The following is an 11,522-nucleotide window of genomic DNA, read 5'->3' on the forward strand; positions in this document are numbered from 1 at the left end:
CAATGCCATACTCTGCGATAATTAGGTATGGCTAAATTTGTTAAACCCAATGAAGCAGCTAACACTCTGGGAGTTGGCCTCCGAACACTCAGACGATGGGAAGCAGACGGTAAAATCAACACAATCAAAACGCCGTCAGGACAAAGGCGATACGACATCGAAAAGTTCATCAAAGAGGAATCAGAAAACGGAGGAAGACGCGCCACTGTTATCTATGCTCGCGTCTCTACCCAACCTCAAAAATCCGACCTTGATAGACAAGTTGAAAGACTATCAATGCTCTTTCTGTAAAGGGAGAAGCGTCGTTTAGAAGCTGTCGTCAACCCGTTCAATCCATTAAGTTCCACAGAGTCAACTTCAACGGAAAAACGTGGTATCCTACTCTGGTCAAGGGACTTAACTTTAGAGTTTCTGAACCCTTGCAAAAAACCAACTTTGCAACCCAGTTAGTTAGAGACAGAAAACGATGGTTTGCCTGTATTCCTGTATTAGAAGAAGTCAAACCCAAAGAGTTGGACAGAGTAATCGCATTAGATCCTGGAGTTAGAACATTCCTGACAGGCTACGACGGCGAATCATTTCAAGAGTTTGGCGGGGCAGACATTGGACGCATCCAACGGCTGTGTTCTCACCTCGACAATCTCTTGAGTCGAGCGTCTAAAGCTTGTCGCAAACAAAAGCGACGAATGAATCAGGCAGCCAATCGAATCAGGGTGAGGATTCACAACTTAGTCTCGGAGTGCCACAAGCAAGTAGCCAACTATATCACGAGTCAATACAAGGTTATCTTCTTGCCAACCTTTGAGACTTCACAGATGGTTGTCAAATCTAAGCGAAAGCTAAATAGCAAAACAGCAAGGCAAATGCTAACTTGGTCTCATTATCGGTTCAAGTTGCACTTGAAACAAGTAGCTAAGAAACGTGGAGTTGCAGTGATTGACGTCAATGAATCTTACACTTCAAAGACCTGTACTAAGTGCGGACATCAGCACTCAAAACTAGGTGCCTCGAAGATATTCAAATGCCCCGGTTGTGGTCACGAACATGACCGAGACTGGGGCGGCGCACGGAACATTATGATTCGTGCTTTGAGGGACGGCTCCTTTGCTCTCAACCTATCGGTTGAAGGCATTGCCATCGCGTCAGATGTGTTTGTCCACAGATGTACAGCGTAACACCGTCAGCTGAAAGCCAATTCTTTGCTAGACCCCCACAAAGCTCACTGCCATTTTCCTCGCCGTCGAATTTGTAACAGCAATTGAGAAACCAAGACCATAATCGGTAATTCGATTAATGGGCCAATAACTAATGTTAAAGCAATTAAAGGTCGATGGGGAAACGCAGAAGCAGCAATAGCAAGGGATAATGGAGAGTTACGCGCTAAAGTGGTGCAGCTTAAACAGGCAAATTCTGGATAGGAGAACCTGAAGTAGCGTCCGACTTGATCAGCTAAAATAAAATTAGTAACAAAAAATAGAACAACAGGGAATAGAAGTTTAAAAAATAACTCTGGACGTTGGGTGAGCGTTTGTCCTTCAGATGCAAAGATAGCAACAATAGCGAGATTAAGGCTAAGAACTTGAAATACAGTAACATTTGATAATCTTTGCTGAAACCAAATCTCTCCTTTCCATCTTAAAATTAATCTTCGAGAAACAGTAGCAAGCAATAACGGAATCAGGAGTACCCACAGCACACTTTCAAAAAGCCTGACAGGGTTTAACTCAACCAACGTTCCTACAAAAAAGAGGAGATAAACAGGCAGCAAAACAACTTGTAATATTAGGTTTAAAGGCAGTAAAGCTGTTGCTAAAGCCACATCTCCCCCCGCAATCCCAGTAAACACTAAATACCAGTCGGTACAGGGTGTGACCATCAGCATAATCAACCCCACCCAAAGATCCGGGCTATCTTGTAAAAAAATAGCACCCAAACCCCAAGCAAAAAGGGGAGTCCAGAGAAAGTTAATCGCGAGACTGGCTAAAGCAACTTTAGAATTTCTGAACGCTTCCCCAAAATGATGGAGAGATAGCGGTAGAAACGTTGCATACAGCATCAAGGCTAACAGAGGAACGATCAGATTTGGAGCCAGTTCACTCAGCCCTGCAACCTGCGCTAAAATTAAACCGATACCAACCGAAAATAGAACTAAAAACGGTTGTATCTGATCAAACCTGGTCATGTTTTCACTGCAAACATTATTTGATGAGGAAATGGAGGGGTATTAGGGGTTAAAATCCCTGTCTAAAAACTAAAGTCCTCTTAAGAGGACTAAACTTCGGTAAACTGAAAAGACTGGCGATTAAGCGGGAATGGCTTTAAGAGTCAGCATGGCTTGATCAACATGGGCTTTAAAATCAAGCATCGAATCAAAAATGTGCCGCACAACGCCTTGTTTATCAATCACATAAGTGACTCGCCCCGGAAGTATCCACAATGTCGCCGGAACTCCGTAAAGTTGACGAACTTTATTGCTAGAATCACTCAGCAAGACGAAGGGTAAATTGTATTTGTTGGCAAATTGTTTGTGATCATTCATTGAGTCCGAACTCACACCAATGACCTCAGCACCCGCATCTTTAAAAACTTGATAACTATCGCGAAATGCACAAGCTTCAGCAGTACATCCCGGCGTATCGTCCTTCGGGTAAAAATACAGCACAACTGCCGTTTTTCCCCGGAAGTCTCCTAAACTCACTGATTCTCCGGTTTGAGACGTTAAGGTAAAATTAGGTGCCGTGTCTCCGACTTTAACCGTCATATTTGCTCTACCCTGTGACTTTAATCTGAAAAAATTATTAACTTTTGTTATGATAACGCAAACAGGAAGAGTGTTGTATGTAGGGGCGCACCTCTGAACAAATGTATGTCTTCCCACAAATAAGTTATATAAACCCGCCCCGGCTGATCACTCAGAAATAGGAATCTTTGTAGTCGGGGGCGAGAATATGTAGATTGTTAATCACAAATACAACTCTTTGTAGAACCCGCCCCTAGAACACTGGTCACTGATAACTGTAAAAAGGAGTCCAACCTTATGGGAACTCAATCTTATCTAGATACAGATCTCGATATTGCGCCCTTTATCGATCACACCCTACTCAACCCCGCCGCTACCCCTGAGCAAATCGAACAATGCTGTAATGAAGCGTTACGATACAAATTCGCAGCAGTTTGTGTCTATCCCAGCTACGTGCGTCAAGTTGCGGATATACTACAAGGTCAATCCCCGAAAGTTTGCAGTGTGATTGGCTTTCCCAGTGGCGCAACGACTTCTGCTGTCAAACTCTATGAAAGCTTAGAAGCCGTTGAAAATGGGGCGACTGAGTTGGACGTCATGATTAATTTAAGTTGGGTAAAAACGGCAAAAACCGAGGAACTGTACCGAGAAATTGCTGAAATCTGCGAACAAACTGATCAAAGCGTTAAAGCGATACTAGAAACGGCCGTTCTGACAGATGCCGAAAAACAACTTGCCGCCGAAGTTTTAATGGATGCCGGAGTGGATTTTCTCAAAACCAGTACAGGCTTATATGGGGGAGCAACCGTTGCTGATGTGCGTCTACTTAAAAATCTTACCAGAGGACGGATTGGGATTAAAGCTTCCGGTGGAATTACCACCTACTTTCAAGCCGCCGATCTGATTCTAGCCGGAGCCAATCGTTTAGGAACCTCTCGCGGTGTTCATTTACTCTCTCAGCGAGATGAAACCGATCAAAATCATTAACCCAATCCTGCTATGAATAGAACTTACACCGCTACCGGAATTAATTTAAAGGGAACTGCCTTAGGAGAGTCCGATCGCATCCTAACGATTTTAACCCCTGAATACGGCCTGATTCGAGCCGTAGCCCCCGGAACCCGAAAACCCCGCTCTAAACTGGGGGGGCGTTGTGAATTGTTTGTTGTCAATGAACTGTTGCTGTCTAAAGGGCGATCGCTCGATCGCATTACCCAAGCAGACATGATTAAATCCTACGGAGGTTTGAGTCAAAATCTCGGTAAACTTGCGGCGAGTCAGTATTTAGCTGAATTAGTGTTATTGATCGCCCTGAGTGAACAACCCCAAGAAGAACTCTTTTTATTGTTTAATGAACATTTAGAGCGGCTTGAAAATTTGTCCAATACCCCGGAAATCGAAAATATCACCGCTATTATTGCTACTCTGACGCAGGGGATGTTTCACCTCCTCGCTTGGACAGGTGTTGCTCCCCAAGTTCAACACTGTTGTCTCACACAACGTCCCCTCGTGGCGAATTTCAGCGATCCTGATTGGCGAGTCGGTTTTAGCCTCGATGCAGGGGGAACTATCAGTCTAGAGGCGGAAAAACCGATTCCGAAAACGAGCGATCGCCATCCTAGAGCCATTTCTCAAGGCTTTGGGGGGCAGCTCCATGTTAAACTAAGTGCAGTTCAGTTAGCTATCTTGCAAAGATTAGCTCATCCCCAATTGAGTGAGCAGCTTGAATGGGAGCTAAAGTCTCAACAAAGGGCTACTCTGTCAACCGCCCCCTCTATTGCCTTATCTGATTGGGTATCGGTTGAACGCCTTCTGCGGCGCTATGCTGAGTATCAATTAGGACGTGCTATTCGTTCTGCTGCCTTGATTGACACCTATGTTGAGCAATTTCAACTGAGCTATTCATTTTGAAGTCTAGGTTAAACTCGTTTTCTAGATTTTAATCAGAATACTCAACAATTGGGTTTTCGGACTGACCATTGGGGTGATCCCGTTCATCAAACAAGAGTTAGGCTGAACTCGCTATGCTCAATGATCGGCATCATTGCCATTTTATGAGGGAAACACATTCAAAAAAATTGGCTCACAAACCTGTTAAAAAATATTAAGTTAATCGTTTTTATCCTCTAACATTACCGCAATTGAGTCGCGTTTTCTGAACTTCCCGAATTTGCTAATTTTGCTATATCTTTTAAAAAATAATGCGATCGCTAAATCCCGAGAAAAAGTCTTTTGATCAAAAATCCCACCTCACCAAAGAGGTAAAAAATGGTTATGTAGACGGTTTTTCAACTGCTGAAATTCCTTCAAAACCTGAAAGCAATGGAAATGGAAATCATCCGTCAAAATCGACGAGCAATCCCATCAAAAGCCAGCCATCTGTTTCGTCAGATATGCTACTAGAAAAAGAGGAACGGGGCTTTTGGCCTGTACTCAAAAATCAGAACTTCTTAGTTCTCTGGAGTGGGCAGGTCTTTTCTCAACTCGCAGATAAAGTTTATCTAGTTTTGATGATTGCCTTGATTTCTACTCGCTTTCAGCAAGCGGATCAAACGATTAGCGGTTGGGTTTCAGCCGTGATGATTGCCTTTACCATTCCCGCCGTATTATTTGGGGCAGCCGCCGGAGCCTATGTTGATAGGTGGCCGAAAAAAGCTGTTTTGGTACTAACGAATCTCCTACGAGGTGGATTTGTTTTGCTGCTGCCTCTACTACTTTGGCTCTCCAATAATATGAATTTAGGTCAACTCCCCTTGGGGTTTTGCCTATTACTCACGATTACGTTTTTAGTGTCTACCTTAACTCAGTTTTTTGCTCCCGCCGAACAAGCGGCTATTCCCTTAATTGTTAAACGAAATCATTTATTATCGGCTAACTCACTGTATACCACAACAATGATGGCTTCAGTGATTATTGGTTTTGCCGTAGGAGAACCCCTTTTAGCACTCGCCGATCTATTCTTTGAAAAAATCGGTTGGGGGATGAATATTGGCAAAGAATTAATCGTAGGAGGAGCTTATGCGATCGCGGGCTTGCTATTAATGGGACTGAAACTGCGAGAAAAAAGAGACTTTAACCAACTTGAAAGTCCTCATATTTTAGAAGATTTACGCGATGGGGTGAAATATCTCAGTAATCATCATAAAGTTCGCAATGCCCTGATTCAACTGATTATTTTATTTAGCATTTTTGCCGCTCTTGCGGTTCTCGCGGTGCGTTTAGCAGAGATCATCCCTGAACTCAAATCTTCTCAATTTGGCTTTTTACTAGCCGCCGCAGGTGTGGGGATGGCGATTGGTGCCGCTCTACTGGGCCACCTGGGGCATCGATTCTCTCACATCCAGCTTGCATTAATTGGTTCAATTGGACTGGCGACTTGTTTGATGGGTCTGGCTATATTTGGCCAACAGCTCATTTCTACTTTTGTATTGATAATTATATTGGGTCTGTGTGCGTCGGTGGTTGCTATCCCCATGCAAACGACTATCCAAGCGGAAACACCCGAAGAAATGCGGGGAAAAGTCTTTGGCTTGCAAAATAATGCAGTTAATATTGCTCTGAGTTTACCGCTTGCTTTAGCAGGAGTCGCAGAAACCTATCTGGGCTTGTCCGCAGTCTTTGTTGGTTTAGGCGCGATGGCAACGGTTGGCGGGATTTTAACCTGGTACATCTCGATACAAGAAACTTAGGCAAAAGGCAACAGGCAGTCAGAAGTCAGTAGAACTGTAAACTGTTCACTGTTCTACCCCCAGAGAAGGATAATCAGTGAATTTCGATGCGGAGAAGCTTATTCATGGTAAATTCATCCAAAACCAACGAATAAAACTCTTATTGACCTGTGCATATAGCTTGGCTTGGAAAAAAATCACCGTTTTGTGGGAATGTTACCTATTCGAGAGAAGTCACCAACAGCCTATTAGACCGAGGATATCAAGTCAGTTTCCTCCATTTTGCCTCAGAACTCTCTAACGCTGAACGTCGAGAGGAATGGCCGGTAGAAAATGGGAAATGGAAAATCGGGACTCAGAATTGGCCGTTGGGTAGCGAGGGGCGGACATCCCCTGTGATGACTCAAGAAGTTCCTCTGCCTTGTCTGTACAAATCCCAAATCTATACCATTCCCACGTTCAAATCGAGTAAGGTCTTAATGCAGTCGTTGCGACAATTGAAACCCGATTTGGTTCATGCGTCGTTAACGCTATCACCGCTCGATTTTGTGCTTCCCGAAATTTGTGAGGAACTGAATCTGCCCTTGGTGGCGACTTTTCATCCACCTTTTGATCGCAAACTTCGTAATTTGACATCGGGAACCCAACACCTGATGTATCAAATTTATGCCCCTTTTCTGGCAAATTACGATTCTGTAATTGTCTTTTCACAAATTCAACGAGATTTGTTAGTCCGGTTGGGTGTCTCTCAACAAAAAGTTGTGGTCATTCCCAATGGGGTTGATGAACTGAAATATTCTCCAGGGCCATCACGTCTGAAATCTCAACTCAAAACAGAGCGAGTGTTTGTCTATCAAGGTCGCCTCGCCCCTGAAAAAAATGTTGAGTCTCTCCTCAAAGCTTGGAAAAAGTTGGAAATGGGGCGAGATTCTCGATTGGTGATTGTTGGGGATGGGCCGCTAGCGACGTCGTTACAGATGTACTATGGCCTCGAAGATGGCATAATCTGGTTAGGCTTTGTTGGGGATGAAGACCAACGCATTGAAATTTTACGGGGAGCTGATGTCTTTATTTTACCCTCTTTAGTCGAGGGGTTATCGCTATCATTACTTGAAGCAATGGCTTGTGGTGTCGCCTGTATTGCCACAGATGCAGGGGCTGATGGAGAAGTCCTCGAAGGAGGGGCTGGAATCGTCTTAGAAACCCACGCTGTAGCGACTCAGTTGCGAACTTTATTACCCCTGTTTCGAGATCATCGAGAGTTAACCACGCTCTTAGGATACAAAGCTCGTCAGCGTGTCTTAGAACGGTATACACTCAGTCGGAATATTACGCAAATGGAACAGTTGTATGCTGAGATTGTCCAACAAAAGCACTTAACCTACCCGCGTTGGTAAGTCGCTATCTGTTTTCCCCGATGCTTTCGGCCAATCGAACTCGGAGTTGCTAACTTTCTGTTAAAAAGGGATTCCGCGATTGGGGTTGAACTCTCGGGGGAGATGTTAGCAAACCGACGATGAATGATAGCTAATCACGATAGGATTGATGGTGAACCGAGAACGAATAATTGTTGTCTTGGGGGTTGTCAGTGCGATTGCTTCTCTGGTGATTGGGATGGCTAGAACGGCAACTGTATCTGAACTTCCGCACAAAAAACCTGACTATGAACGACTCTCAAAAATGTTAGCTGCTGGTGCTTTTCTCAAAGCAGACAGACAAACTTATCGGATGATGTTGATGGTGCTTCAGAAATATCCCGATCAGCTCTCGAAATCGGTTTATTTGACTGAAGGGGATATTGCTAAATTTCCCTGTGAAGATTTACTCAAGATTGATCAACTCTGGGATCAATATAGTCGAGGGAAATTTAGCTTTAGAACTCAGCAGAAAATTTGGATGAATCTTCAACATCGTCAGATTTCAAAATCATTGAGTCTATCAGAATTATTTGAATATTATGCCCAAGAAGTCAACTGGAGATCGGCTCAAAGTTGGAAATCCTACGAGGAATTAACCTTTGATTTTCAGGCAAATCCCGGACATTTACCTGCCCTAGCTTCAGGGGGTTCCGTAACAAAAGATGTTCAGGTGAAAGATTTCAAGCAAAAAACGGATGTGCCGCTTTGGGGATTTAACGTTAACTGTGTTCGAGCCAATCAAGATGAGCCGTTGATGAAATGTACACCAAATCTCAGTCCGGCTATTTTTTCTCGTTTAGCAAGTTGTCAACTTAAAAAGTGATGTACCTACAAGTCGCGCTTGCGCTTTCAGTGTAGGCTTCTGATACTCAAAAAGAGCGCTCAGAACTTCCTTTGAGGTACTTTTAGTAATAGATTCAACAATTACAGGCTTCCCTCTACGGCGTTTTATAGTCGGGAACACATCCAGCCCGACTCTTTTTATGTTAATTGATGCGTTAACGTCCCTATCAACAATTAACTTTAATTCCAAATCAAAATACTCCCGAATATTTCGGTCAGTAAATACAAATTCATCTCGATAAGAAAGAAGCTGAGATGTATAGTTAGGCTTGACTTCGACAACAGTAGCGTTAGCTTTTGCGGCTACCTGACCTAGCACGTCAAAAAACTGACCAAAAGCGGCATCTAACCAAGACTTGTTAAGTCCAGACTTGGAAGATTGACCATTGGAAATAAAGGTTCCATTCTGATCAACTTTAGATGGATTTCGACGGGTCAATCCTTTAAGGTCTAGCTTCTCACAAAAAAAGAATTTTTTACCCGTATGTACCAGTTTATAAGCAGTTTTGTACTGAAAGTCTTTACGACTTCTGGCTATGCTTTGATGAACACGGGCTTCTTTTTTTGCTAGCTTTCGTCTGGCTTTGCTGCCTTGATTGCGCTTGTTTTTGCGCTGCGATACTGCGGTTAATTTGTCTTGATTTCGACGCAATGGCTTAAGGGATGGGAGTTTTTCACCATCGGAGGTTGCCAAATAAAAATCTCTGTCCAAGACTGCATCTATCCCTATTGAATTTTCCCAGGTTGCCTCAATATTATCTGGGGTGAACTTGGGTACAGATTTGTCCTCTAAACTGAGACTGCAATACCATCCATCTGCTTTCTTGGTTATTGATAGCTGTTTCAAGATTGAACGCGACGGCATTGCTCTGTGTGTTTTCAGTTTAATGAAACCGATTTTAGGAATTTTCACGAACAACCATTTTCCGTTAATGGTGCAAAACTTTAACCAAGAATCATCGGCATCTGGGAAGTTTAATGTCCGGTATCTGGCAGCATTTTTAAACCGAGGTTTTCCACTTCGCTTTCCGTTCTTGTCACCCGCAATAAATCTGTCAAAAGATTTTTGAACCCTTTTACAAACATCCTGAAGCACGCTTGAATAAACTTCAGTGAAATCTATCAACTCCCCAGACCAATCAACCTTAACCAAGTCTTGTTTGAGAACTGGTAGCTGTTTTTTCTGATTGTAGAAGTTTGGTTGTTCTTTGAGAACGGGTAAATGGCAGATTAACAGGCAAGCGTTCACAGGGCATCGATTTTGCTCCCACCAGTCAAACCGTTCGCCCAACATTCGGTTGTACCAGTATCGACAAACTCTGAGCCATCGGTTCAGTGTGACAGTTTGTTGAGTCTCTGGATATAGTCGATACTGGTATGTGTACTTCATCGGTGTTGGCTTTTTGATTACACTGATTATAGCAGGTAAGGTGTAATTCTTATGAATAATGATTTTTTATCAAGGGGTCGGTCTGTCTCTGACTTAAAAGCGCATTTGGTGCTGACGACCAAGTACAGGCGTAAAGTGTTTACTGGCGAGATGATTAGCCGTTTGCATGAGATTTTTGAAAACTTGCTCAATCAACAAGACTGCAAGTTGGTAAGTTTTGATGGAGAAAAAGACCATGTTCATCTGCTTTTTCAGTATCATCCAGATATTCATTTGAGCAAGCTTGTTAATTCGTTAAAGAGTGTTTCAAGCCGAAAAATCAGAGTAGAGTTTGGCGAACAATTAACCGAAATCTACTTGAAAAAACCTGTGTTGTGGAACAGTTCTTACTTTGTGGCTAGTTGTGGGGGTGTTACGATTTCTACTCTCAAAAAATATATTCAAAACCAAAACTCCCCTGACGAATGAATCAAGTCCCTGTGCAAAATTCATCCCACGCTACGTCTGACGACACGCTTCGCGAACACGCTTCGCTTTGAGAGGTGGGGCTTCTTTTGCCGGAAGCTAATTTTATTTGTTGAATTACCCGAAAAAAGGGACACCCCGAAGAGTGAACCCTTTTCAGAAAAGTATTCCTCGAGGTTCCCTAATTTCAGTGGTTTTTAATGACTAATCTAAGCGGGGATGGCGGTCGGTTCCCCCATTGAGATCAGGTGCATTATAGATCCCAAATTCGTTGATTCCAGCATCACGCATAATCGCTTCAGCTTGAACTAATTGAGCGTCTGTTCCACTAACCATTAACAAGTAATCACCTGCTTTGACGCGATTTTCATAGACTTTTGCATTATCTTCTGGAATTCCCATTCCCGTTAATGATCCCACCAGTCCTCCCGTCAAAGCACCAATACCTGCACCGGCTGCGGTTGTTCCTAATGCAGATAATTCTCCGGCAACGAGCGCTGGCCCTACTCCCGGAATTGCCAAGCTCCCTAAACCAACGAGTAAACCTGTGATACCACCTAAAACGGTACCTGTTACTGCACCAATTCCCGCACCTTCAGACGCTTCGTTTCCTTCTCCATGATCTCTAATTTCGTCGGCCCCTTCAACGTCATCAATGTTTCGGGCAATTAAGGAAACTCGATTCATATCATAATTGGCATCTTTAAATTTACGAATTGCTCTCTCGATATCATGGCGATCTTTGAAAACGCCTACAGCACGTCTGTAAAGCTCAGTACCTTCAGTAGTAGCTCTCATTGTTAACCTCATCGATTTCGACTCTTATCCCTAAGATCCCTCAATTTCATCGCTTTCACATCCCTCTCGGGTAACAGTTGGGTCTAGAGACTAATCTATAAAAAGGAATAAATTTCTGTGCGGCAATTCTCTCTAAAGAGGGTAGATTTAGGTAAAATTATTAATAATATCTCTGAAGGATGAACGATCAATATAAATAA

At 43.3% G+C, this 11,522-nt stretch carries 12 protein-coding genes; 8 read left to right on the forward strand and 4 right to left on the reverse strand.

The genetic code is table 11. The features are described 5' to 3' along the window. Positions 1–27: 27 nt before the first annotated feature. Together WN50_RS37575 and WN50_RS14170 are read left to right on the forward strand one after the other, a co-directional pair. Entirely contained in the window at positions 28–291 is a 264-nt protein-coding gene (locus WN50_RS37575; RefSeq protein ID WP_053221513.1) for a MerR family DNA-binding transcriptional regulator, read from the forward strand. Further along, on the forward strand, positions 273–1,175 hold the full coding sequence (locus tag WN50_RS14170; RefSeq protein WP_281062885.1) for an RNA-guided endonuclease InsQ/TnpB family protein: 903 nt from the start codon (positions 273–275) through the stop codon (positions 1,173–1,175). The genes WN50_RS37575 and WN50_RS14170 overlap by 19 nt, the downstream gene beginning before the upstream one ends. A 44-nt stretch (positions 1,176–1,219) precedes the next feature. On the opposite strand, the gene WN50_RS14175 is transcribed toward WN50_RS14170, so the two are convergent. Together WN50_RS14175 and WN50_RS14180 are read right to left on the reverse strand one after the other, a co-directional pair. Then, positions 1,220–2,182 carry an arsenic resistance protein gene (locus WN50_RS14175; protein WP_046278469.1) on the reverse strand — a complete coding sequence of 321 codons (963 nt, stop codon included), beginning with the start codon at positions 2,180–2,182 and terminating at the stop codon, positions 1,220–1,222. A gap of 120 nt (positions 2,183–2,302) precedes the next feature. Next, a complete protein-coding gene (locus tag WN50_RS14180; RefSeq protein ID WP_046278470.1) occupies positions 2,303–2,761 on the reverse strand; it encodes a peroxiredoxin in 459 nt (152 codons plus the stop codon). A gap of 276 nt (positions 2,762–3,037) precedes the next feature. Between WN50_RS14180 and deoC the strand changes: the two genes are divergently transcribed. The 5 genes from deoC to WN50_RS14205 all read left to right on the forward strand — a co-directional run bounded on the left by deoC (position 3,038) and on the right by WN50_RS14205 (position 8,649). Beyond that, positions 3,038–3,727, forward strand: coding sequence for a deoxyribose-phosphate aldolase (gene deoC / locus WN50_RS14185; RefSeq protein WP_046278471.1), 690 nt, complete (start codon positions 3,038–3,040; stop codon positions 3,725–3,727). Positions 3,728–3,739: 12 nt separating this feature from the next. After that, positions 3,740–4,651: a DNA repair protein RecO gene (gene recO, locus WN50_RS14190; protein ID WP_046278472.1), complete on the forward strand. Its 912-nt coding sequence runs from the start codon at positions 3,740–3,742 to the stop codon at positions 4,649–4,651. Positions 4,652–4,941: 290 nt separating this feature from the next. Then, entirely contained in the window at positions 4,942–6,429 is a 1,488-nt protein-coding gene (locus tag WN50_RS14195) for an MFS transporter (RefSeq protein ID WP_046278473.1), read from the forward strand. Between the two features lie 149 nt (positions 6,430–6,578). Continuing rightward, positions 6,579–7,805 (forward strand): glycosyltransferase family 4 protein, encoded by a 1,227-nt coding sequence (locus WN50_RS14200; RefSeq protein WP_046278474.1) that lies wholly within the window; start codon positions 6,579–6,581, stop codon positions 7,803–7,805. A 148-nt stretch (positions 7,806–7,953) separates the two neighbouring features. Then, positions 7,954–8,649 carry a GUN4 domain-containing protein gene (locus WN50_RS14205; protein ID WP_049559525.1) on the forward strand — a complete coding sequence of 232 codons (696 nt, stop codon included), beginning with the start codon at positions 7,954–7,956 and terminating at the stop codon, positions 8,647–8,649. On the opposite strand, the gene WN50_RS14210 is transcribed toward WN50_RS14205, so the two are convergent. Then, positions 8,623–10,059 (reverse strand): RNA-guided endonuclease InsQ/TnpB family protein, encoded by a 1,437-nt coding sequence (locus WN50_RS14210; RefSeq protein ID WP_046278475.1) that lies wholly within the window; start codon positions 10,057–10,059, stop codon positions 8,623–8,625. The two genes, WN50_RS14205 and WN50_RS14210, sit on opposite strands and share 27 nt — an antisense overlap. Positions 10,060–10,110: 51 nt before the next feature. Between WN50_RS14210 and tnpA the strand changes: the two genes are divergently transcribed. Further along, positions 10,111–10,527: an IS200/IS605 family transposase gene (tnpA, locus tag WN50_RS14215; RefSeq protein ID WP_046278476.1), complete on the forward strand. Its 417-nt coding sequence runs from the start codon at positions 10,111–10,113 to the stop codon at positions 10,525–10,527. Positions 10,528–10,728: 201 nt separating this feature from the next. Here tnpA and WN50_RS14220 read toward each other — a convergent pair whose 3' ends face one another. After that, positions 10,729–11,322 carry a DUF1269 domain-containing protein gene (locus WN50_RS14220; protein WP_046278477.1) on the reverse strand — a complete coding sequence of 198 codons (594 nt, stop codon included), beginning with the start codon at positions 11,320–11,322 and terminating at the stop codon, positions 10,729–10,731. Positions 11,323–11,522 lie beyond the last annotated feature (200 nt).

It is taken from the genome of Limnoraphis robusta CS-951 (assembly GCF_000972705.2).

Coding starts and splice junctions, on each gene's coding strand:
- WN50_RS37575 (WP_053221513.1), top strand. CDS start 28: ATGGCTAAATTTGTTAAACCCAATGAAGCAGCTAACACTCTGGGAGTT.
- WN50_RS14175 (WP_046278469.1), bottom strand. CDS start 2,182: ATGACCAGGTTTGATCAGATACAACCGTTTTTAGTTCTATTTTCGGTT.
- WN50_RS14180 (WP_046278470.1), bottom strand. CDS start 2,761: ATGACGGTTAAAGTCGGAGACACGGCACCTAATTTTACCTTAACGTCT.
- deoC (WP_046278471.1), top strand. CDS start 3,038: ATGGGAACTCAATCTTATCTAGATACAGATCTCGATATTGCGCCCTTT.
- recO (WP_046278472.1), top strand. CDS start 3,740: ATGAATAGAACTTACACCGCTACCGGAATTAATTTAAAGGGAACTGCC.
- WN50_RS14195 (WP_046278473.1), top strand. CDS start 4,942: ATGCGATCGCTAAATCCCGAGAAAAAGTCTTTTGATCAAAAATCCCAC.
- WN50_RS14205 (WP_049559525.1), top strand. CDS start 7,954: ATGGTGAACCGAGAACGAATAATTGTTGTCTTGGGGGTTGTCAGTGCG.
- WN50_RS14210 (WP_046278475.1), bottom strand. CDS start 10,059: ATGAAGTACACATACCAGTATCGACTATATCCAGAGACTCAACAAACT.
- tnpA (WP_046278476.1), top strand. CDS start 10,111: ATGAATAATGATTTTTTATCAAGGGGTCGGTCTGTCTCTGACTTAAAA.
- WN50_RS14220 (WP_046278477.1), bottom strand. CDS start 11,322: ATGAGAGCTACTACTGAAGGTACTGAGCTTTACAGACGTGCTGTAGGC.